21 protein-coding genes are annotated in these 22,377 nt (G+C 29.8%); 8 read left to right on the top strand and 13 right to left on the bottom strand.

Features of this window, described 5'->3' with window-relative positions; translation table 11 throughout:
* Positions 1–813 precede the first annotated feature (813 nt).
* Complete coding sequence (locus BM024_RS01815; RefSeq protein WP_090677733.1) at positions 814–1,173, bottom strand: SdpI family protein; 360 nt, start codon at positions 1,171–1,173, stop codon at positions 814–816.
* A 699-nt stretch (positions 1,174–1,872) separates the two neighbouring features.
* On the opposite strand from BM024_RS01815, the gene BM024_RS01810 reads away from it, so the two are divergent.
* Together BM024_RS01810 and BM024_RS01805 are read left to right on the top strand one after the other, a co-directional pair.
* Entirely contained in the window at positions 1,873–2,121 is a 249-nt protein-coding gene (locus tag BM024_RS01810; RefSeq protein ID WP_090677732.1) for a type II toxin-antitoxin system ParD family antitoxin, read from the top strand.
* Complete coding sequence (locus BM024_RS01805; RefSeq protein WP_090677731.1) at positions 2,121–2,420, top strand: type II toxin-antitoxin system RelE/ParE family toxin; 300 nt, start codon at positions 2,121–2,123, stop codon at positions 2,418–2,420. The genes BM024_RS01810 and BM024_RS01805 overlap by 1 nt, the downstream gene beginning before the upstream one ends.
* 289 nt (positions 2,421–2,709) lie before the next feature.
* On the opposite strand, the gene BM024_RS01800 is transcribed toward BM024_RS01805, so the two are convergent.
* The 7 genes from BM024_RS01800 to BM024_RS01770 all read right to left on the bottom strand — a co-directional run bounded on the left by BM024_RS01800 (position 2,710) and on the right by BM024_RS01770 (position 12,102).
* Positions 2,710–3,015, bottom strand: coding sequence for a PD-(D/E)XK nuclease family transposase (locus BM024_RS01800; protein ID WP_090677730.1), 306 nt, complete (start codon positions 3,013–3,015; stop codon positions 2,710–2,712).
* 431 nt (positions 3,016–3,446) lie between these two features.
* Positions 3,447–3,899 (bottom strand): HEAT repeat domain-containing protein, encoded by a 453-nt coding sequence (locus BM024_RS01795; protein WP_090677729.1) that lies wholly within the window; start codon positions 3,897–3,899, stop codon positions 3,447–3,449.
* Positions 3,900–4,151: 252 nt separating this feature from the next.
* Complete coding sequence (locus BM024_RS01790) at positions 4,152–6,581, bottom strand: outer membrane beta-barrel family protein (protein WP_245753843.1); 2,430 nt, start codon at positions 6,579–6,581, stop codon at positions 4,152–4,154.
* Between the two features lie 246 nt (positions 6,582–6,827).
* Positions 6,828–7,604, bottom strand: a complete 777-nt coding sequence (locus tag BM024_RS01785) for a GLPGLI family protein (protein WP_177190140.1) — start codon at positions 7,602–7,604, stop codon at positions 6,828–6,830.
* 1,198 nt (positions 7,605–8,802) lie between these two features.
* A complete protein-coding gene (locus BM024_RS01780; RefSeq protein WP_090677726.1) occupies positions 8,803–9,450 on the bottom strand; it encodes a DedA family protein in 648 nt (215 codons plus the stop codon).
* A gap of 482 nt (positions 9,451–9,932) precedes the next feature.
* The gene (locus BM024_RS01775; RefSeq protein ID WP_143077698.1) at positions 9,933–11,426 is read right to left on the bottom strand and encodes a coiled-coil domain-containing protein; all 1,494 of its coding nucleotides are present in this window, start codon (positions 11,424–11,426) and stop codon (positions 9,933–9,935) included.
* 22 nt (positions 11,427–11,448) lie between these two features.
* On the bottom strand, positions 11,449–12,102 hold the full coding sequence (locus BM024_RS01770; protein ID WP_090677724.1) for a hypothetical protein: 654 nt from the start codon (positions 12,100–12,102) through the stop codon (positions 11,449–11,451).
* A gap of 529 nt (positions 12,103–12,631) precedes the next feature.
* Here BM024_RS01770 and BM024_RS13880 point away from each other — a divergent pair.
* The 3 genes from BM024_RS13880 to BM024_RS01755 all read left to right on the top strand — a co-directional run bounded on the left by BM024_RS13880 (position 12,632) and on the right by BM024_RS01755 (position 14,677).
* The gene (locus BM024_RS13880) at positions 12,632–12,880 is read left to right on the top strand and encodes a COG4705 family protein (protein WP_394333261.1); all 249 of its coding nucleotides are present in this window, start codon (positions 12,632–12,634) and stop codon (positions 12,878–12,880) included.
* A gap of 143 nt (positions 12,881–13,023) precedes the next feature.
* Positions 13,024–13,536, top strand: a complete 513-nt coding sequence (locus tag BM024_RS01760) for a DinB family protein (protein ID WP_090677723.1) — start codon at positions 13,024–13,026, stop codon at positions 13,534–13,536.
* Between the two features lie 184 nt (positions 13,537–13,720).
* Positions 13,721–14,677 (top strand): hypothetical protein, encoded by a 957-nt coding sequence (locus BM024_RS01755; protein ID WP_090677722.1) that lies wholly within the window; start codon positions 13,721–13,723, stop codon positions 14,675–14,677.
* Between the two features lie 196 nt (positions 14,678–14,873).
* Here the strand turns inward: BM024_RS01755 and BM024_RS01750 are convergent, their stop codons facing one another.
* The 3 genes from BM024_RS01750 to BM024_RS01740 form a co-directional block, all read right to left on the bottom strand.
* On the bottom strand, positions 14,874–15,635 hold the full coding sequence (locus BM024_RS01750) for a hypothetical protein (RefSeq protein ID WP_090677721.1): 762 nt from the start codon (positions 15,633–15,635) through the stop codon (positions 14,874–14,876).
* 148 nt (positions 15,636–15,783) lie between these two features.
* Complete coding sequence (locus BM024_RS01745; RefSeq protein WP_090677783.1) at positions 15,784–16,182, bottom strand: VOC family protein; 399 nt, start codon at positions 16,180–16,182, stop codon at positions 15,784–15,786.
* A gap of 155 nt (positions 16,183–16,337) precedes the next feature.
* Entirely contained in the window at positions 16,338–17,153 is an 816-nt protein-coding gene (locus BM024_RS01740) for an AraC family transcriptional regulator (protein WP_090677720.1), read from the bottom strand.
* Between the two features lie 366 nt (positions 17,154–17,519).
* Here BM024_RS01740 and BM024_RS01735 point away from each other — a divergent pair, with 366 nt between their 5' ends.
* Entirely contained in the window at positions 17,520–18,092 is a 573-nt protein-coding gene (locus BM024_RS01735; RefSeq protein ID WP_090677719.1) for a thioredoxin family protein, read from the top strand.
* 215 nt (positions 18,093–18,307) lie between these two features.
* On the opposite strand, the gene BM024_RS01730 is transcribed toward BM024_RS01735, so the two are convergent.
* Positions 18,308–19,393, bottom strand: a complete 1,086-nt coding sequence (locus tag BM024_RS01730; RefSeq protein ID WP_090677718.1) for an alpha/beta fold hydrolase — start codon at positions 19,391–19,393, stop codon at positions 18,308–18,310.
* A 183-nt stretch (positions 19,394–19,576) separates the two neighbouring features.
* Positions 19,577–20,401, bottom strand: coding sequence for a DUF5694 domain-containing protein (locus tag BM024_RS01725; protein WP_090677717.1), 825 nt, complete (start codon positions 20,399–20,401; stop codon positions 19,577–19,579).
* A gap of 139 nt (positions 20,402–20,540) precedes the next feature.
* Between BM024_RS01725 and BM024_RS01720 the strand changes: the two genes are divergently transcribed.
* Together BM024_RS01720 and BM024_RS01715 are read left to right on the top strand one after the other, a co-directional pair.
* Positions 20,541–21,581, top strand: a complete 1,041-nt coding sequence (locus BM024_RS01720; protein WP_090677716.1) for a sensor histidine kinase — start codon at positions 20,541–20,543, stop codon at positions 21,579–21,581.
* Positions 21,578–22,276, top strand: coding sequence for a LytR/AlgR family response regulator transcription factor (locus BM024_RS01715; protein ID WP_090677715.1), 699 nt, complete (start codon positions 21,578–21,580; stop codon positions 22,274–22,276). Before BM024_RS01720 ends, BM024_RS01715 begins: the two co-directional genes overlap by 4 nt.
* Positions 22,277–22,377 lie beyond the last annotated feature (101 nt).

Genomic DNA, 22,377 nt, shown 5'->3' with positions numbered 1-22,377 from the left:
ATTACGCTTCAAGCTAAACCTTTGTTTTTATTTCCCAGAAGTACATTCTCAGTTCGTATTATATATAAAACTAAACCAACAACACATTAAACAAAAAAAACAACTAAATCATAAAAAACACCTAACAATCAAATATTTGAAATTTAAAAAAAATACTGCTATTAAGTTTTATATCCTAAAGAACAAACCTGATATTAACAATAAAAATCAGTTCTTTACTATGCTCTTTTTGTGAATTTTGAACCAAACTTAAATAAAGAAAATATCCTAAACTAATTCAAACATGATAAATAAATATGTCCCGAAAGGAGTTTGGATCCAGGTCTTCATTTTCCCATACTCTCTCTAGGATTCCATATTATTTCAAATAATTATGTCACTTTTCAATAGGAGACTGTAACTTGGAAATTGTAAGTCTTGACAGATTGTGGAGTAGTGAGAATTGAAGGAGATTATCTCACTTTTGGTTAGGAGACTGAAAAGAGTGAACAGTGATGAGCAATTTAGGAGACAGATGTTAGGTGACGGAAAATAGTGAATAGTGATGCGATACGAGCATAGTGAACTGACGAAGTAAAAACGTGATGTGAAAGACGTGAAACGACACGAGTATAGCGAACTGACGAAGTAAAAGCGTGAACAGTAATCTGGAGACCTGTGACTGAAATTGTCTGAACTTTGATTTTTATGATTTAGGGATTTCCTTGACTTTAAACGAAGACCTCTGATAAATTGAGATAATGAGGGTTGTGTTTTGGTAGTTAGCTAGATAATAAACCCATTTTAAAAGAGAATGTCCACACTTAAAACATATCAATTAGTAAAAGCTTTTTTTAATGCTTTTTCAATTTTATAAACAGTATAAAAATAAGGAAATAGCGTTATAATGACTATTAAGAATAAAATATAAGGTGTAAAATAATTTCCATCAGGAAGAAAATAAACTAATACTAAACTAATAAGTATCAATATGCCTGAACGGATTAATTCCAAAGCTGCCTTCTTTTGAGAATAATTCCATTGCTCTATATTTTTCATCGCTTTTTTAGAACGATACCCGTAAAAGTAATTAATTTCCTTTGGCGGATATTTCTTTAAAAATAAGCCTATAGCTATAAAAATAACTGAAATTAAAATAATACTTACACAAAATAAAATTTGATTATTGTTCATGCTTTCTAAGGTTAAATAACAAATATTACTAACGAGAATCAAAAGGATAATTAGGGCATCTTATATATAAAATAACTATAACCGATACCTTTACAAAAAAGATTTCAAGGATTCATTTAATTTACTATACTCCTTCCCCACTCTTAACTAGTTGAGCAATATAAAGAAATTTTGAATACTAGATTTAAAAGTGATTATTTTGATCTTTTCGGACAATTACAGTACTATAAATCAAATACTTCAATTTTTTAAAAACAGCTTTGTTCAAGAACTCTTCGGGCTTTCCTAGTGTTTACAGTGAACGAGCCAGAAAACTAAATATGGAGACTGGAATTAGGAGACAGAGATTTGGAGACAAATTGTCTGAACTGTGATTCCTTTGATTTACGAAATTTATAAAGAACAAATCTAAAGGCTATCGCGGATTTACTTCGTCTCTTGTCTGAACTGTGATATAGAGATTTTCTTGATTTGGGGAGACTAAAATTTTAAAACTTAGACGAGATCTGATTACTTTATTAGCTTTAGAAAATTGGTTTTAAGGGAAGCTTACAATAGGATTTCTCGAAATCCCTGTATCTCAATTTCGAAAAAACAATTTCATGTGTGACTAGTATTGAGTCATTCGTCATAAATTTAACAATTTTGAAACTATACGAGATACCAACATTTGGTACCTTTGATATAAAGATAAAGATTATGGCTAAAAACACATCTATATTACTTGGTGACTATTTCGACAAGTTCATAAATGAGCAAGTTCAATCTGGAAAATTTTCATCTGCTAGTGAAGTAGTGAGAGCTGCTTTGAGAATATTTGAATACGAAGAAACTAAAAAATCAGAACTCATAAAAGAACTTAAAAAAGGTGAAGAATCTGGATTTGTGAAAAATTTCGATAGGGAAGAATTATTGAAATCAATTCACCAAAAATATGTTTCTGAATAATGACTTACAAAATCAGTAACAAAGCTCTATTCGATATTGAAAACATTTGGCTTTATACTTTTGAGACTTGGTCTATGGAGCAAGCCGATAGATATTACAACTTAATTCTTGACGAAATTGAATATTTAAGTCAAAACCCGACTTCTGGAAAAGATTACAGTCATATCAGAAAAGCTTATTACCACTCAAAAGTAAAATCTCATTACATTTTCTACAGAATAAACTCGAAAGAAAATTTAATAGAAATTATTAGAGTTCTGCACGAACAAATGGACATTGAAAACAGATTAAACGACTAATTAGCTAAACATAACATACTGCTCCTCAGCTAGCACAAGCGTCACGCTAGTGCCTTCTTTATTGGCAACTATAGCAATAATACTTAAAAAACTTAGCTATCTAGATATAGAGGGACCTATTTCAGAGCAAATGTTTCAGTTATATGGCGTTTTTGTAAAGGATATGGTCAACTATCCTATCTTCATTGGCAAAAAACAAATTGGTTTTAAAAGATCAAAATCTTCGCATCCCTTATTTAAAGGAAAACTAGAAGGATTTGTACATATCTGCACAAGAGAAAATAGCCATTTAGGTATAGAATACAGTGCGGTCCTTAAAAAAGTCTTGACTGATTTGCTGCATCTCAATGATAAAATGTTCACCATCCTCTCCTGTACAATATAAATCAAATACTGCTTTGCGATCGTGTTCTAACTCTCCGTCTTGCTCTACAGATTGGTAATGCAAATCTTTTATCACTTTTTGTCCTTCAAACAAACCGTTGAAGAAGTTTATCAAGTTTAATTTGTACTCTTCTCTTCCGAAATAATACTTGAATCCCCAATCCGTACTAAAGCTTACATATTTACCTAGATTGTTTTTAGTTTTACTCATAACTACACTTTAAACTATTAAAAATAAGCATTTTAAACACATTTAATTAATATAAATCACAACAAAATGAATAGAAATAATTATGTCACAAAAAGGCTTTAAGACAGACCTTTAATTTCCCCATACCTGTTATGGATCTGCATATTGTTACATATGATTATATCACTTTTGGTTAGGGATCGGAGCGTTAAAAGAATATCTAGTGGACATTTTTAGTGAACGAGCCAAGCGGCCGTAAAGAAGACTGAGATTAGGAGAAAGGAGTCTGAAAAGAGCGAAACCTAAACACTCCCCTTTCTACTCCTACTTAATCAATTGAAACACAAATAGCCAAATTTAAGGGAATCAATTTTTTTAATCTAACTTGATTATTAACAATAAGTTTAAAATGCCTAAAGAAGTAGTAATTGAATATAAAACCAGTTTCGCCTTTATGATAGTTTCTTTAATACTTTCTGTGCCTCCTTTTTTACTAGTGCTTTTGGATGGTTTATAAGTGTTAAAATCTTCTCTATTGATTTCTTTGATTTCATTCGGCATAAGGCCTCTAAAGCTTGTACTACTACTTCATCATCATCAAGTAGTTTAATTAAAACATCTTCTGCTTTTCCTGATGTTGTTTTTCCTAAAGCTGCTACAAACATCTGCCTTGACATTCCATTTTCTTTATCTTGTATGATGTGCAAAATCTGTTCTACATCATCTTCGGTAATAGTGATATAAATTGTGTTTCCGATTGCCCAACGCAACAACATTTTGTCCTTTGATATTTTGCTGTATTCATCGAGTAAAACCAGGCTTGCTTTTCCAATGGCCTCCTTTACAGCTAATGCCCTGATGACACCTTCTTTGATACCTATATGTTCTATTCCTCCCTGTAGCAAATCAAGTAAAATTGGAATTGCAGCTGGATAAGGCTTGTTTGTGTTTACTAAATCATAAATATCATCAACATGAATCCCAGCCTTTGCTAATTCTGCTTTTATTTTATTCGATTCTAATTCTATAACTATTTAGATGGTATTACTTACAGTTAATTTATCCTTTTGGGCCTGTTACCGTATTGCCTACTATCGTAGATTTACTTCGTTTGTTCAGATGTAATCTATGAGAGTTAGTGATACTCTTCTAAAAAATCAAAAACCAAATTCAACAGATAACAAAAGATATCTAGGAACTAAACGGTATGATGTTTCAGATATACTAACATCTGAAATATTATAATTGATTATATTCTTTGTGTTTAAGAGATTGTTACCAGTTAAGGAAAAAGTTAATCTATCTTTTTGACTTGTATAGTTTACTCCAAAATCAAGAAAACTGTAAGTATCTTTTCCTCTATCAGAACCTCCATAATAATAAACTTCAGATTTAATATTAAAATTTAACTTCTTCGACATTATAAAATTTAAGTTTAAAAATGATGTATTCTCACTATAAGAATGCAAAACCTCAGTCTTATATTGATTGAATGTCCATTTCGTACCTACGTTGTAATTGAAAACACCTTTAAAGATAGATCTTAATTCAAAACCATAACCAATATTTAAACTCTTCACTTTTCTTAATTCCGAATCATTCAATATATTTTTATAATCTGATTGTGTTCCGTCAAATAAGAACTTTACATTCGTTTTAATAGATTTTATATAGTAATCTGCATTTCCTGATATTAACCATAACTCCTTATCTTTTAATACAATCGTATTTGATTCTGTATAATTCTGCGTTAACCAAGTTTGGGTACTGAAAAAATCATGATTCTTATTGTACAACAAAAATAAAGTTGCAAAGAAACGATCATTCCAATTTCCAAGATTATAAGAAAAAGAGACCGTTGATTCATTTAATTGTTGAAGTTCACCAGTTCCTTTCATCGCAGTTCTAAAATCTGTTCGGATATACTTATCATAAACATGTTGTAAATCACTATTCGTTACACCATAAGAATAAGAAGCCTGAATTTTATTTCGTGCGTTCAATTCTCGTTGTATGGTTAACTTAGGTATAAATAAAAATGGAGACTGTTCTTTATCTGTTTCAAAATTTTCTAACTTGTTTGACAACTGGTGAAATTCTATGTTAGGAATAATATTGAAATACCCTAGCCTAAATAGATAGTTTGATTTTAAATATAAGTCGTTTGTCGTATAGACCAAGCTATTTTTATACTCAATTGGTTGATCCAGTTTTGTACTTCCTTCGAACAGTTCTAATGTAGTTTCCAATAAATCTTTTCGATATTCGTTTCCTAATTTAATTTCGAACAAACTTCCATTATGACCTTTGCTGAAGAAATGAGTTTCTACACCTGCAAATTCCATTTGATTTACATTTGCTTGCTTTAGATTATCAACTTTTTCAGTAAACCTGTCATCACGTAAAAACCTATTTACCTGATATATTTGAGGCTTTGTTTCTTTTATATATCTTCCTGAAAACAAAAAGACTTTAGTTTCACTAATTTTATGTGTGAAAACCAACTTATTATCCAACAATTCATTATCGGTCTTAAGTCGTTCTTTTAAAGGATCTTTATTAAAAAGTAGATTGCTAACACCCGTAGTCTCAGCTCTATTCAACTTAAGTGTATATTCAAAAGTTTTATTCTTACTTAAATCATAGCTTAGGTCAATTTTACCAAATCCTGAAAACGTACGTTTCCTAAAATTGTAATCCTCTACATTATCAAACACAATTCCTTCTGCGAAATATGATTGAGTAGTAAACCGTGCTAAATCATTCTCATCGGTGTTTAAAAAACCTAGAAGCTTCAGTTTAAGCTTGGGAGTTAGGTTAAATATACTGTTTAAAGAAATTAATTCAGCATTGTTAAAATTGATTCTTTGTTCATTTAAATTTAGAGAGGAACTTTCAATATTCAAAAAAGAATAAATTTGTTGGTCGTCTCCAATTGCTGAAGGTTCTCCGCTACGAATTGGTCGAATTAAATGATTGATATCCCCAGTTGCATTTAAACCGGTATTATTAAGATTTGACAGAAAATAATATTTATTGTTTTTTCCAAAATTCATTGCATTCCCTCGGAGACTGTAACGATCTTCAGAAACAACACCATAGCCTAATTCAAGATTCCCAAACCATTCTCTTTTAGCATCTTCTTTTAAGGTTAAATTCAAGGCTACTTTCTGGCTATTCTCGATACCTTTCAAATGTTTGTTATTCGAATATCGTTGTAATAGTTGTACTTCTTCAACAGGTTTAACAGGCATATTTTTAGTTAAGACTTTATAACCTTTTTCAAAGAAATCATCTCCATCAACCATAACCTTTTCAATTTCTTGATTTCCTATTTTAATAGTCCCATCACTAGTCACATTAAAACCTGGTAATTTCTTAATTAAATCCTCAATAACTTTTTCATCTCCTTGAAGAAAGGAAGCTGATTTAAATGTTATAGTATCCTTTTGTATTTTAATAGGACGTTCAATATCTATTAGAATTTCTTCCAGTATCTTCTCTTCGTCTACCAATAAAATGGTTTCATTAAAGTTTTTCGATTCTTCTTCAAGACTGATAAAAAGGACTTTCTTTTCAAGATTCATATGTTGAATCAAAAGTTGGTAATCACCGAAAGTAAGATTGTTAAATTCAAAAAAACCTTGTTCAGATGTAAAGATGAACTTTACAATTTTATCATTATTGTCTTTTAAAATAACGCGTACATTATTTAAGTGATTCCCTTTAGAATCAACTAAAGTTCCCGATATATTTTGAGCTAAAAAAGAGCTCGTATAACATAGAATAGAAAAAAAGATTATACTCCGAAAAAAGCTTTTAAAATGCACTATCTATTGGTTTTCCCATTCATATTTTCTTTCTAAATCGTATTCTTTAAAGCGAGAATTGTCAGATTCAGAAGAAATGATTTCTATTTCCTTAGGAAGTCTAGCTAAAAAACCATCATTCATATGCTCAAGCTCATATTCAACCCTCTCTGCATATTCTTTTAATGAGATAGCGCCTCTTTTTAAATCGTATCGCAAAGGAAAAGCTTTCAGCATCCCCTTCTTTATCGAAGTCAATGTCCAACTATAATTAGATTGATCTTCCGTAATCTCAAAAGCTAAACCTGGCAAACCATTAAACTTCCATGGACCGATATGAATTGGATATTCTAACGAATACCAAACAGTATAATTTCTACCTCTAAAACTACAAACAGCTTTATGCAGTTCGATTTCCTTGATTACTTTAGTTTCATCAACAAGTTCCCAATTCATCAGAGGTATTTCTTCTTCAACCATATAAACAGACTCTATAGGAGCAATTCTAGAAACTAATTTCTTTTCTTTAAAATTGAAGTAATTAAACTGATCTGCTTTGGTAATACTATTCACAATAATTTCGTTCTCTCTCTTTTCTCTAGGTTTAATACCTTCCCTATTATTAAGAGTACCTTTTTGATAAAATGATTTTTCTTGATTTTTATTAATGTATAAAACATCTTTTGATTCTAATGGCGAATCTAAATCATATTTCATGTAATAACCTATAATAAAATATTCTTCTTGTGCATGAGACATCAATGACATCAACAGTCCCGCTAATAATAAATAAAACCTCATATAAATATTTTTTTTCAACTTTAGTTTTTTACTAATTCCTTTGTACTTACACCCTATATTAAACATTGATATAATAATGATTAAAGTGATTTTCAAACATCAAAAGATTAAGGAGTCATTAAAATAGACTCATCAAATTTCAAAAGATTTTCAACGGAATTAATTTTTAATACCTGACCATTATATTCAATCAAACTGAATATCATTGTACTGTATCATTTGGTTTAGTTCCTCATCTAATATATCAGCAGCTTATTGATACATCATTCCTCAATATAAATTGACCTCTCAGTTTTATTTCTGTTCTTTCCACTTCAATTAATTATAATAATTTCTAAATAACAATGCCCAGTTAACTACACTCTTTCAACAATCTCAACATTAGATTGATTTTCAAAACACAGTAAGGACCATTGCGAAAGCGCCAGAGAATAATTCTTTACATTAAATATTGATAATAAAAGTAACATGTGCTCATATCATAATTTTATTGAAGCAAACTTATTAAATTACGTTAATGGATATTTAAGCAAAGTAAATATTAACTCAAAAGAATAAGTCTCTACTTTATATTGTTAAATAAACACTAATTAAACAACACATCACTCTTTTGTGTGATATAAATTAAATCAGGAGTAGATACAAAACAGACATGGAAGTCATTCTAGTGTAAAAAAACAACTTGAAAAGTCACCCAAAAGTGTACTGTTTGTAAAAAAGTTTAAAATATCATAGAAGCTACTTCAAAAACATTTACTCTATTTACAAACAATAGAATTAACACATTTATTTTTAAAAATGATGAATAGACAGGAGACCTTTCCCACTCTCAACAAGCCGAGTAATATAAAGAAATAGAAATGCTAGATTTAAAAGTGACTATTATGATCAACCATTTTATAAGAAGCGAAATGAAATTGAAAGAACAAATACTTCGATAGACAGTTTTAGGTCTTTGTTAAGTAGATCTTACACCACCATAGCAAGTTGGCTAGGTGTTAATTAGTTGGTTTTCATGATAATTACTATAAATAAATTTAAGAAAACAAAAGCTTAAACGACTTCCTTATATTAAACAGCAAAAACATGAACAAGTAATTTAAAAAACACATTCATTCCTCCTACAAGATTTATAACTCTGTGATACTCTTTTTTTTTTTACCTTTAGTTGGGGCAAATAGATTCCCATTTCTAAAAACTACACAGCCTTTTTAGTCATTTTTTCTTTTACTACAGAATATACGATTGGTAATACCGATAAGAGGATAATTATTAAAACTACTTTAGAGAAATTATTCTTGATAATAGGGATATTACCTAAAAAGTACCCACAAATGGTGATACCAAAAACCCATATAAAACCACCTAAAAAATTATAGGTTAAAAAAGTGCTGTAATTCATACGTCCTATTCCTGCAACAAACGGTGCCAATGTTCGAACAATAGGTACAAAACGTGCAATAACAATAGTTTTGCTACCGTACTTTTCATAGAACTGGTGTGTTTTATCGATATGTTCTATTTTCACAGGTTGGATGTTAAATATTTTAAACCTAACGATGCGCATACCTGTTTGTTTTCCAATAGAATAATTCAGTGAATCACCGGCAACAGCCGCGATAAAAAGTAAAATCATTACCAGCCAAATATTAAGACTCTCGTGAAACTGTGCCGCCAGCATTCCAGTGGCAAATAAAAGCGAATCGCCAGGTAAAAAAGGCATAACTACTACCCCTGTTTCTACGAAAATGATTAAAAATAAAATAGCATAAACCCAAACGCCGTAGTCCTGAAGAAACACTTCTAAATACTGGTCTATATGCAGTATAAAATCTATTAATTCCATGTATATTAATTATTGTCCATTATGAGTTCTTCTTTACTTTTTTGAAAAGAATAAAGAGTTTCGGAAATTTTTGTTGTAATACATATAAAACCACAGCCCCCTGAATTACTGAGCAAATATATGATAGAATTAGAAATAGTTTCCAATTTGCCACAAACAAAAAGAGGGTTTAAACCCAAAGCCCCACTTCCCAGAAATAAGCGTTAAGAAACAATTCGACAAGATCAAGCGTTAAGGAAATGTCTTCTAGACATTTATAGTGAAGACACCAAATTTCATATGTAATAGTCCAGAGTTATTTTTTTGATATTCAGGGGGATTTAATACCACCATACTATATAAAAAAAGTCCTTGCTGTTGCAAGGACTTTTATTTGATATAATTAAATTACTTTTTAATAACAGATATTTTATTAAAAGACTTATCACAAGAATTAAATATATAAACAGATTTTTTAAACTTATAGATCTTTTGAAATAGTATTATAAAGCTTGTTTCTCTTTGTCACTCAATCCATTGTAAAAAGACCTATATACAGAAGTTCCATTCTGAAAGAAAAGATCACTCGAACAAGAGGAGCTCCCCATAACTTCCTCGGTCATAATTGTATCTGGAAATGCAAACTTATTAACACAAGGAAGCTTTTTATTCCAATTCAATGTTACCTTACCTGATGTTTCATTCCATACTGAACAATTTGTTTTTCTTGATGCTAATAACATTCGATTACTTTCTAACGTTATTTCCTTAGTAAAAGCATCGTTCTTCTGTTTATATTCTTTTAGTTTTTCAGTGTATTCTTCTAAATATTTTTTACCATTTATTTCAGATTCAGACTCTAATTTTTTTAAATCTCCTAATTTCAAAGCAAGCTCTTCATTGAGCTCTTTTGTTTTTTGTATCTGCTCTCTGTTTAAACTTCCTACTAATTGAGTAATCTCTGTATAAAGATTACTATTTTGATCTGATTTTAAAGCGATATTTTGATCTGATTTAGAAACATACTCAACCATTTTCTCTTTTAGTCTCAACACTTCTTTGCTAAGCTCCTCCTTCGTTTCATTTAATTGATTTTTTAATGTTTCGTTAGTTTCCTTAAAGAGTTTATCTTCCAATTCCTTTAATCTCTTATAAAGCTCATCTAATTCCGTTTGAAAAGATTCCGTCTGCTGTATTTGCTCTGCTTTCAGACTTGAAATCTTTATTTCATTTTCAGCTATTTGCTGTTTCTTATCATCTTGGTTTCTTTGATTTTCATTTTTAATTTTTTTTAACTCAACAATGTTTTTTTCAACAAATTCTTGTTCTAACCAATTTTTTTTAGCTTTCAAAAGCCTTTTTTTACTACTCTCAACAAAGGCCTTTGAACCAGAGGACAAAACATCTTCTAACCAAAAATCATGTTTACTCTTCGCATCATTTAAAAGTTTTTGCTCGTAACTTTTACTATGCTTTGTAATTTCATCACACAGCTTTTCGTTATCTTTTATTAGTTTGTCTATTTGCTCATATTGCTTTAGGATAGATTTATCACCTTTTTCAAGATTTTGCAAATGAACTTTTTTAATTGCTATTTTTTCGGAATACGATTTTCTGGTAGTTTCAATTTCTCCTGTAGTAGCAGGAATAGCATACCCCTTCACATCGCCCAAGTGCTTTTCAAAATTCTCTCCTTTTTTTTCAAAATCAGACTTCCATCCACCACATTGACTACAACGAGCTCCTACTTTCATATCGGCGATGAGATTATCGCGTTCCAAATTTAATGCGGCTATCTCCGCACTTAATTTAGCAATATTCTCTTTCCATTGCTTCTCAAGTTCTGGTATTTCATTCCGAAGCTTATTTATTTTATCTACATTACTTTCATATAATGACACTTTACTTTCAACTGCAATTACTTCAGAAATACCAATAGTTTGAGCAGAAAAAACAAAATGAAAAAAAATAAAAAAAACTGATAGTATACTTTTCATTTCCATTATTTATTTAAACTAATCATCCAAATGGATCATCTTCTGCTTTCTCTAAATCAACCAAATACTGTAATGCTTTTAGTAGTTTTTTTCCATCTTCTGCATCTACTTTAGAATAATACAACACAAAATCACCATCATATGTAATATCTCTATCACTATTGGTACACCAATATTTAGTATGTGAATAATCATCAGTGTACTGTGCATTTCCCCAATAATCTGTATATAAGAATACTTTTCTATACACGTCTTCCGAATTTAAACTAAAATCCCTTGCCCACCATTTTACAGCTTTTTCATGAAGAGTGACTCTTATTCGTCCAATACTTTTATTCGCTTTTGCTTCACTAATTTCTTCCATCGACTTTATATGAATGGCTTTAAATTCATTATTAAAGCGGGAACCACTACTTGAAGTTTTATCTGATGTACAGTAATTTTCACCATTACTGTAATAATTGATATAATTGTATTTACCATCACCGAGACTTTCCATTTTATTTTCTAGAATATAAGCTGTGGCATCATTACTCCATGATGTTTTATATCCCTCAACTTCCTTAAGCTTCTTATTAATGTATTTAACGGTTTCTTCTTTTGTTAACCCTGCTCCTTGTGAGTAACTTAAGTTAATGCTCAAAAAAAATAATAGAAGTGTAGTTAATTGCTTCATTGTTTTTAAAAATTTAATTAGTAAAGTGTTCACAGATTTTAAATAGCGCCGTTACAAAATGTCTTATATTAGTTTTTAATAATACCATTTTGAGGATTAAAATTGGGCTATTTATAATTGCAAATCTACTTTTCTAAACATCACTTATCAATACCCACAAATAGGTATTTTACAATGAAAAACACCAAAATATAAACATCGTTACCTCACCCACTCTACCAGATTTAATTTAGGAGACAGAGACTTGGAGACAGAGACAGGAAAGAGCGAAGCGTGAACTGTGACACTATATCTCGCCTAGAAAAGAAGGAAGCCCAAACTTTATGAGTCTATTTACTGAAAAAATATTCCATTGACGGTTCGATGCTGATTGAGTCTGAAATTCATAGACAGAAGCCACCAAGCGATTAGCACAACATAAATTGTTTTTTTATTGGGCAGCAATTCTATTTTCAAATAGTTTGGAGACTTTCTTGGCGATTATTTTGAACTAAGTTATTTACAAGGTGCTTTTGTTACCGGTGGCGTAATTATTATTGTTGTACTTCTGCATTACTCCACAAAAATTAATCATATTGTTTTATTTTGGATTGCTTTTGTATTTACAAGACCTTTTGGAGCTACTTTTGGCGATTTTCTGACAAAACCCCATGAGAAAGGTGGCTTGGAACTTGGAACATTGAACTCATCGCTTATTTCAATCGGATTAATGATTTTACTCATAATACTTGAACATAGACGACACAAAATAAACACTTTAAATCAACCTGGTATTTAAATATACAAACGACTAAGCTTTTGCTCAAATTAGGTTAGAATTAATACATTTCGCATCAATTTCAAACCTAATATTACAATGCAAATAATACTAGTAATAACAACTAACGAGTAAACGTAAAGACAATCTGAAAGAATATAATTATGGAGTATTCATCAACAATCACCGAAGCAATTTGGACCCAATTTGGAGCAAGTCTTGATATGCTTGAAAATGCAATCAATATGTGTCCAGATGAACATTGGGATACACCATTAGATTTTTGGTATCTATCTTTCCATTGTATTTTCTGGACAGACTATTATTTAACCACAGAACCAAATAGCTTTGCACCACCTAAACCATTTACTTTATCAGAATTTGACCCTACAGGTGAGAAACCAGAAAGAACATATACAAAGTTAGAAGTCCTTAGTTACTTGGATCATTGTAGAAAAAAAGCTAACCGCCTTATTGGAGGTCTATCGCCAAATAGAATGAATGACCGCTGGATTAATGAATACAGAAACTTCTCTTTACTTGAAATTCTATTGTATAATATGAGGCATATTCAACATCATTCTGCACAACTGAACTTATTCCTTAGACAAACTATTAACAACGCACCGAATTGGGTGGGGCAAGCAAAGAAATTTGCATTGACTTCTAAAGACTAAAAACAATAATCCATAGAAGCTCGTTATAACTTACTGAAATTCACTATTTAAAACACTCTATATGAGTTTACACTACTTATGTTCTTATGCTAATTGTGATTAATCAATATGAACAAACAAGTATTTATATTGTGGAAGATTCATCTTTTAAAAATTTTCATGTAAATTGGACAAATAATATTTTATGAGAGTAAATTTTGCTAAAGAACCTAAAGAGTTAAGCTATACTATTGAAACTTCTGAATCTAATCATGGGATACCACTAAGTATTACGGCCATACCAAGGTATGAACCACAATCTTTTTCAATATTAGAAAATGATATCTGCCTAATTGAAATTGGTTCTGGTATGGATCACAAACAATTTTTCTCTTTAGACATAATTCATATTAATAACTCTCTTGCCAATAAAGACAGTACTCTCACAGTCCCTCAAAAAACAAATGGCTACTATAGGTTCTATATATCAGAAATTAAACCTCATGAAAAAATAGTACGACTAGATTACAATGACGATATAGTAAAAATAGTTTTCAGTGATGCTAAGACAAGCTATTTAAACGTAACAGATAACTTATTTATGGGCATCGATAGTGATGACAATCTTACTTCTATTATTATTAATAACGTAAATATAGAATCAATCTTTAATTTTAAAGAAATGCAAAGCACTAAGTTTTTTAAAGAAAAAACCAGATTGCCGAAATTTATTTTAGGGCTCTTCCTATTCCAATTCTTTCTAGTAGTTTTTCTAAGTGATTGGAAAAGTAATGAAATTGTTTATTTTACATTATTCAATATACTAATATGTATTTTTATTTTCATCAGTCCCTTTTCAGTCTACATCGACAAATCAACCGTTTCATATTCATTCTTGTTTATCAATAAAAAGATAAGCTGGAACGAAATAGAATCCATTGAAATAAAAGATAAAATTATGGATGATTTTCCTTTAGGTTTTGGAATAAGATATTCAAAAAAATTAGGTTGGGCTTATGTTTTTGGTTCAAAAACAGGATTATACATCAATCTAAAAAACGGTAAAAAAAGAGTCTTAAATGTAAATAATAAAATAGAATTACTCAATTTTTTAAATGATAACGACTTAGAATATCAATTGCTTTTAAAAGAGCTACAATAGTAATTTTTATTCTAATTTATCTTCAACAATTTCTCTGTTAATCAACACGATTAGATCTAAGTGAATAAATTTTACTTGTTCGAAGTTAATTCTATTTCAATATATTAAAAGCTTAAAAACGAGTTCTTACTTGCTTACATTAAAAAAGGGGTTAGATTCCTTATTGGAATCTAACCCCTTTTTTAAAAACAAAAGACTAATAATATTCATATGTAGTAATTACATCATTATTTTTATCTATACTCTTGATTGGATATCCTTTAGCATTATATTCATATTGAATCTCATTATCATTGACTCGTACAACATTATTTTTGGAAATATATTTTATCCTTCTATATGCTACCGAATAAGCTTCATTATAAGGATTGTGTTTATTATCATACTCATAGTTCAAAATTTGAGTAGGTATAGGATGTCTTGTATTAAGAATCAATTTATTTACATTTTCATTTGTATATTCAAATTCAAATGTTGCTTCCCATTCTTCCTCATTATGAAATATTTCTCTTTTGATTAAATTCTTAAATGAATCATAAGAATAATATTCACGTACTGATTTTCCTCTAGAATAATAATTTGAAGTCGTTATTAATTCATCTACATAATAGAATTTTTCTACCACATCATTTCTATAACTAGGTTCTAAATATGTTTTATTGATTAAATAATTTCCATCATAACCAAAAGTGGTATGAGCAAACGATTCTCCATATTTATCAATTCTTGTGGTTTTAGTTTCACTCACAAAACCATTAGTCCCGTATAAAAAATCTGTTGTTTCTATATATGAATATAATTTCTCATCAACAACTGAGGAATTAACAATTACCTTTGTACTCTTTAATTTACCGTCATGTTTTATCACTAATTTATCTTTATCGTTTATAGTGTTGTCTTCATTTGAACAAGACGTCATTAGTGTAATTGTCAATAGAAATAGCAGACTTTTTTTCATCCTCATAGATTTTATTAAATGTGAATTTTAAAATTTATAAAAAACACTTCTAGTAGATTTTTTTACAAATTTTCACAAAACTAGGAATTCGCTCTTTCTTAAACAAATCAGAACACAATGAAATATTTTAATTATTGGTACACAAATCCTATGGTCGTTCTAATTCCTCAATTTTTGGAGGTGAATATGTAACTATATCTATTCCCACTCCATTTGGGTCCATAATTGCAAAATGACGATCTCCCCATGGTTCATCTCGTATTTCAATTTCTATTGTTACTCCTTTTTCTATCAACCTACTATATACTTCATCTACATTGTCAACTTCAAGAGTTAGATAGACTCCATTTCCCTGAAATGGTTTTTGAAAAAGAGACTGCTGACTTGGATGATTAGGTAGTAGAAAACTAATTTCCGATTCTCCGTTTGGAGTATGCAACAAAATATAAAAATCGTTTTCAAATGTTACACCAAAACCTAATTGGTTTGTATAAAACTCCTTTGTTTCTAATAATTTTTCGGTTACAATTCCTGAATTTAATTTCATGTTTATTTGTTTTTCTTGTTTAGTGTCGACTTGTGAAAATGCAGCTTTAATTGTCATCATACAAATCATTAGAGTCATAATGTTCTTCATACTTTCTTTATATAGAACAAAGTTCATTTTTCTTTTAATAAAAAAATAGTAAAAAACGGACAACCTTACTCATTGAATATAACACTAGGTGTTTCACCGTAAAAACATTTAAATTCTTTGATAAAATGAGACTGATCAAAATAGCCTGAATCATAAAGTAAATCGGTGTATTTTGACTCTTGCTTCAAACAATTAGCTTTTAAGATATTTTGAAACCGAACTACCTTACTAAACGTTTTGGCAGAATCGCCAATATAGAACTCAAATAGTCTTCTTAATTGTCGACTGCTAATCCCCGCATCTATATCTTTTTCTATATGCAACATTCCTTTCTTCTTCAAAATGATTTCTAGTGCAGTATTGAAACGACTGTCACTCATGATAGTATTTTGATAAACAACTTTTAAAAAGTAGCAATCTAAAATCTGAACTAATTCTTCTGCAACTAATTTATCATGAAAACTTTGTTCAATAAATTTTGAAAGGCTGGGAACTATAAAATGTAAATTCTCGCATTGACTATTTAACTCTTCTGCATTAATTTTGAAAATCTGGGTAAATACTGCCGGTAGAAAACGAATACCTATGTAATTAAATTTGTCTTCTAAAGGAAATTCTACAAACGTTTTGCTGAACCCCATCACAAAGTTTTCTTGTGGATTCTCTAATTCAAAGAAAACATCAATACAACCATCTGAGTCTACACGATATTTATATTCGTCAATAAGTTTATCTCTTGTTTCAAGTTGCCAATAACAATAGATAAATTTTTGAAGTCTTACATCTGGAAAAAACTCATTATAATTGACATTGCCTCCTATTTTTCTAGCTGCTGGTTGTATAGGAGTATAAAACTGTCTTATGTTAACAATGCTTTTCATTCTTATGTTTTGAATTACGTCTGTTTACCAATTATAAAACACCACAATATACTTATTATATAAGACCTCTTAGATTTTATTTTAAAAATAGTAATCTCTCACAACATCCAAGAATAACAGTTATCTCTAGAAAAAAGTGATTAATAATTACCCTGAAAGTAATAAAATTAAAAAGAAGATACAGATATAGGTATTATCCTAACAGTAGGCAATTAATATTTAAAATAAGCTTGTAAATAATTAATTCATACAGTATACATAAAACACTTTTTAGATGTCGTAAAGGGTTAAAAAAGCCTTATTTTTGTGTTTTCTAAAAACCTTTTTTAAGATTGAAATTTACATATAATTTCTAAATACAAAAACATGCAAAAAACACTTATATCCTCGTTAATTATAGCGTCCCTATTCACATTAACTAGTTGTAAAAAAGAAATTCCAACACCCGAAGCTATAACTAATGATGCTGTAGAGTCTTCTGTACAAGTAGATACTGTTGCTGCAAAAAAAGCTATTGAGGTTGAAAAAGAAAAATTATCAAAACCCTACAACGAACAAGAAGACGCTCAGGCTAAAATAAATGAACTAATAGCCAAAGCAAAATTGGAAGGTAAAAACGTATTTGTACAAGCTGGTGGTAACTGGTGCATTTGGTGTTTGCGTTTTAATGATTTTGTACAAAACAATCAAGAGCTCAAAACTATAGTCGATGCAAATTACTTGTATTACCACTTAAATTATTCTACAAAAAACAAAAATAAAGAAGTGTTTGAAAAATATGCTCCTAATGCTAAAAGCTTAGGTTATCCTTTCTTTTTTGTCATTAATGGTGAAGGTGAAGTGACTAATGTTTTCGGATCTGGTGATTTGGAAGCAGACAAAAGTTATGATGTAGAAAAAGTTAAACAAATGTTTTTAGACAATTCCCCGAAGAAATAATCCTTTTTAATCTTCTTGAAAATATCAATAAAGCAAAACCCGATAGCTATACATTACAGTTATCGGGTTTCTTTTTATTCTATTTGAACTTAGAGATGTTTCTGAAAAAACGTTGCCATTTCCACCTTTTAAGGCTGATATTTTTGATAAGTTTTATTTAATAATTTCCTGTTTTAAAACTGAAAGCACCTATTAATGTTCAAAATTCTTTTTGCTTAATTGTGCTTTTTGAAAAAAGATTTCATCGTATTATAATATATTTCAGGAGCTTCAAACGGTGTATTATGCGAGGCGTTTTTTATGTATACTAACTCTTTATTCTTCTTGGAAACATTTTTAAGCGCATTATAAATTGTTCTACCTTGTTCTACTCCAATTGCATAGTCATATTCTCCTTGAATAACTAATATAGGCTTTTTAATAGCCTCAATTTCATTTACTATATTCAAATTGTTATAGGACTCCATATTCATAAAGACTTCGTTTATATATTCCATTCTTTCGATTGCCTTTTCAAGTTGCTCTGGAGTATATTTTACTCGAACATAAAAATCAGGATCGCTAAGTAACTCAGCTTTCTTTTCTTTTAATTCTGGCTTAGCCCAATAAACATCGAAACCTAAATCTTTTGGAAACTCATATCTAATAACATTCATATACTCAAAAAAATCTTTAAATCCACTTTTCTCAATTTCATCTAATTTCGTTAGAATTTGTTCATATCGAACCTTTTTGACAGAATCTGTTGTGATTTTTAAAAGTTCATTTGCCAATTTGCGCTCGTGATTTATTAGAGCAAAGTTTCTTTGAGGACTATCTATGAATCCTGAACTACTAATAAATGAATTAATCTTATCTTGATGCTTTAGCAAATACAAAAAACCATAAGTCCCTCCCCATGAAGTACCTAAAAGATTGATTTTTTTGTTTGGGTATTTATCTTGTATATAATCCACTACCATGTCTAAATCTTCAACGAATTGATCTGTTGTAAGCATAGTTTTATCTGTGCATTCTTCCGATTTACCTCCTCCCCTTTGGTCAAAATAAACAACTAAGTAATCTTTCTCAAAAACATCTTTATAGAATTCATGATCTACAGAAAAAGCTCCAGGACCACCATGTAATGAAATAATTATAGGTTTTTCAGTGTTACCAATAACACGTGTATAAAGTTTTGATTTCTCTACTGGTATAAAAAACTCTATGTCTATTTGATTATCATAGATTTTATTATGCCCAATACATGGAACTATACTTACAAGCAAAAATGCTATAATACAAAGTAATTTACTTTTCATTGTTCTCTGGTTTGAAAATTGTAATCTTAGTTTATACTTAAATTAAGATTATTTATATTCAAAAATAGTTGTTTTAAGTTCTATCTCAATTATCTAATCAAGTAAAATGAAAACTTTATAATTACTAACAGTATAATTCTACTTGAGTTACAACTATCGGGTATTTTATTTTAAGTTCTTCTATTATTTAAACTGCTCCAAATAATCTAATGTATGAACCAATTGATATTTAGGACTTCTTTCTAGCCACATATTGAAAAATGCAGTGTGCGTTGCGCCCATTAAAATAAAAACGCGATCATCTTTTGTTAAAGGCAATTGATTCAGGTTTGAATACATCAATAAATTTCGGTGATAAAACTTTGCTGCTTCATCTGCGCCTTCTGCTTTTCCTTCTGAAGAAACATGGGTTAACATATCTGCATTAAGGTTGATCATTGCATCTAAAAACTCTTTTGTATTTGTATTGTATAACATTTGCTTAACGTCTCTAGATTTCTTTTCCTTATTATCAAAAATGGTTATAACTGCTGTCATATAATCTTCAAACAAGTCTTTATCGTTGTAATTAGGAATACTCTTATTGATCATATAATTATATCCTTCACTATAATCTATTCCATAAAATTGCTTTGCTCCTGCTAACCTACCTACCTCAAAGGCTAATAAATTAATTTCATTTGGATTCTCCATTTTTAAATCTGGATTCTTTAAATATGATTGATACAATTCATTTAAGCCTTCATCGTATTGTGGTAATTGTTCAACGATAATTACAGTAGGTTTAAACTTTGCTATCGCTTCTGCTACTTCGTGAACCATTGCTTTGTTAGTTGAATTATGCTCATCAAATTCTGTACTATTCGCATCAGATGTAAATCCCATGTGAAATGTTCCAAAATTCAATACCTCAATCGGATCTGTCGATTTAAAGCTTTTGTTTATTTGTGCATGAGTCACCTGCGCAAATAAATACACCATTACTAAATAAATAATTTTAATATACATCTGTCTGTTTTTGATTTTAATGCAAATATGATTCATCGCTTAAGATATATTTTCTATTTTTCGACCAACGAGCTGTTTTTTGCGACCAACTCTCTTTATTGAGAGCTGTAGTTTTAATAGCTTTACAAAAACATAAATAATGAAGCAAATAGAGTATTTATCGAAGAAAAAAGAAGTCCAAATACACATGGTTCTTTTTCTTTTTTTACTATATCTGCGCTATGTTCATCTAAACATAAATGCTCCATACTTTATTGACTTTACAGAGTTTTCTCTATTTGGTATTACTTTTAATATTGTTTTCTTAAGTGTTTTTTATTTTCATTATTTCTTGATAATGCCTCGCTGGGTAAAAAGCTTTAATTGGAAAACAGCTCTTATTGGTTGGGCTTCTTCTTATCTCTTATTTGTATTCCTGAGAGCTCTTCTAGAACAGTGGCTTACTAGATTACTATGGGACACTGTTAACTACCATGTTGGAACAGGAATTCCGTTCTATTTCTTTGATAATTTTTACTTTAGTATCATACCGATTTTTACAGCTACTGTTACTTACATTGTTATCCATTTTATTAGAAGTATCCAACTTAACCAACTAATAGAAAGTAAACAAAAAGAAACTGAACTGCGTTTTCTAAAGTCTCAAATAAATCCACATTTTATTTTTAACACGTTAAACAACATCTATTATTTAGTTTATCGAAAATCAGAACTAGCATTACCGGCAATTGATAAGCTAAGTCATTTAATGCGATACATGACTTATGAAACAGAACAAAACAGTGTAGAACTACAAAAAGAACTTAATTATATTCAAGATTTTATTGACTTGGAAAAAATGAGAATTGCGGGTAACGCTCAGCTTGAGTTGATTATTAATGTTAAGAACCCAGATATTCATATACCTCCATTGTTACTATTGCCTTTTGTAGAAAATGGCTTTAAACATGGTGTATTAACCGATAAGGAACGACCTTTTATCATTCAAATTACACAAAAAGACAATATCCTAAGATTGCATACTCAAAACAAAATCAACAAACACTTCAAAGACAGCATTAGTGGAATTGGACTATCTAATATTCGCAAAAGATTAGAGCTACAATTTCCAGACAAACACAACTTGACGGTTACAGAAGAAGCGAATATCTTTACTTGCGAACTAACTATAGAACTATGAATTTGATACAATGCTATATTCTTGATGATGAACCGATGGCGGTAGCTTTGCTAAACGAATATGTTCAGAAATCCCCTCATTTACAATTAATAGGAAGCTCTACATCTGCTATTCAAGCATTGACAGAATTGCAACACTTGAAAGTAGATTTGTGTTTTATAGATATACAGATGCCAGAATTAACTGGTCTACAAATCATGAATTTGCTTGGAAACAAATCGTATTTCATCATCACTTCAGCATACAATCAATACGCTCTTCAAGGCTATGAACACAATGTACTAGACTATTTATTAAAACCGATTACTTATGAGCGCTTTTTAAAAAGTATCCTAAAGGTTACACCTATAATAGAACAGCATACAACCGATAAAACTCATCATAAGCAAGATTACTTGTTTGTAAAAACAGATGGTAAACATATAAAAGTATTTTTTAACGAATTAAAATATGTCGAAGGGTTGAAGGACTACTTAATTTTACATCTGAGTAACGAGCGTCTGATTACTCTTAGTACCCTTAAAGATATGGAGGACAAATTACCATCAGATCTATTTGTAAGAATTCACAAGTCCTATATTATCAATAAACAGCATATAGAAGCTATTGAACGCAATAGGTTGTATATAGAAAAAGCAATAATACCAATAGGTGAAACATATAAAAAAACTGTACTAACACAATTAATCAAATAAAAAACATGACCGAAAAAATTAAAACTTTACGAACAATTCATTTAGGCCTGTGTGCCGGAGTAGTTATGGCATATTTCGTTTTAGGTAACCTTTCTTTAGAA

This window comes from Myroides guanonis (genome assembly GCF_900114085.1).
In the GTDB taxonomy this organism is placed as follows: Bacteria; Bacteroidota; Bacteroidia; order Flavobacteriales; family Flavobacteriaceae; genus Flavobacterium; species Flavobacterium guanonis.
Note: the sequence above shows the minus strand (reverse complement) of the source record. Positions and strands in the feature narration are given on the sequence as shown.

What these genes read in the sequence shown, in the direction of transcription:
- BM024_RS01815 (WP_090677733.1), bottom strand. Translation starts at nt 1,173, where the DNA reads ATGAACAATAATCAAATTTTATTTTGTGTAAGTATTATTTTAATTTCA.
- BM024_RS01810 (WP_090677732.1), top strand. Translation starts at nt 1,873, where the DNA reads ATGGCTAAAAACACATCTATATTACTTGGTGACTATTTCGACAAGTTC.
- BM024_RS01805 (WP_090677731.1), top strand. Translation starts at nt 2,121, where the DNA reads ATGACTTACAAAATCAGTAACAAAGCTCTATTCGATATTGAAAACATT.
- BM024_RS01800 (WP_090677730.1), bottom strand. Translation starts at nt 3,015, where the DNA reads ATGAGTAAAACTAAAAACAATCTAGGTAAATATGTAAGCTTTAGTACG.
- BM024_RS01790 (WP_245753843.1), bottom strand. Translation starts at nt 6,581, where the DNA reads ATGAATCTTGAAAAGAAAGTCCTTTTTATCAGTCTTGAAGAAGAATCG.
- BM024_RS01785 (WP_177190140.1), bottom strand. Translation starts at nt 7,604, where the DNA reads ATGAGGTTTTATTTATTATTAGCGGGACTGTTGATGTCATTGATGTCT.
- BM024_RS01780 (WP_090677726.1), bottom strand. Translation starts at nt 9,450, where the DNA reads ATGGAATTAATAGATTTTATACTGCATATAGACCAGTATTTAGAAGTG.
- BM024_RS01775 (WP_143077698.1), bottom strand. Translation starts at nt 11,426, where the DNA reads ATGAAAAGTATACTATCAGTTTTTTTTATTTTTTTTCATTTTGTTTTT.
- BM024_RS01770 (WP_090677724.1), bottom strand. Translation starts at nt 12,102, where the DNA reads ATGAAGCAATTAACTACACTTCTATTATTTTTTTTGAGCATTAACTTA.
- BM024_RS01760 (WP_090677723.1), top strand. Translation starts at nt 13,024, where the DNA reads ATGGAGTATTCATCAACAATCACCGAAGCAATTTGGACCCAATTTGGA.
- BM024_RS01755 (WP_090677722.1), top strand. Translation starts at nt 13,721, where the DNA reads ATGAGAGTAAATTTTGCTAAAGAACCTAAAGAGTTAAGCTATACTATT.
- BM024_RS01750 (WP_090677721.1), bottom strand. Translation starts at nt 15,635, where the DNA reads ATGAAAAAAAGTCTGCTATTTCTATTGACAATTACACTAATGACGTCT.
- BM024_RS01745 (WP_090677783.1), bottom strand. Translation starts at nt 16,182, where the DNA reads ATGAAATTAAATTCAGGAATTGTAACCGAAAAATTATTAGAAACAAAG.
- BM024_RS01740 (WP_090677720.1), bottom strand. Translation starts at nt 17,153, where the DNA reads ATGAAAAGCATTGTTAACATAAGACAGTTTTATACTCCTATACAACCA.
- BM024_RS01735 (WP_090677719.1), top strand. Translation starts at nt 17,520, where the DNA reads ATGCAAAAAACACTTATATCCTCGTTAATTATAGCGTCCCTATTCACA.
- BM024_RS01730 (WP_090677718.1), bottom strand. Translation starts at nt 19,393, where the DNA reads ATGAAAAGTAAATTACTTTGTATTATAGCATTTTTGCTTGTAAGTATA.
- BM024_RS01725 (WP_090677717.1), bottom strand. Translation starts at nt 20,401, where the DNA reads ATGTATATTAAAATTATTTATTTAGTAATGGTGTATTTATTTGCGCAG.
- BM024_RS01720 (WP_090677716.1), top strand. Translation starts at nt 20,541, where the DNA reads ATGAAGCAAATAGAGTATTTATCGAAGAAAAAAGAAGTCCAAATACAC.
- BM024_RS01715 (WP_090677715.1), top strand. Translation starts at nt 21,578, where the DNA reads ATGAATTTGATACAATGCTATATTCTTGATGATGAACCGATGGCGGTA.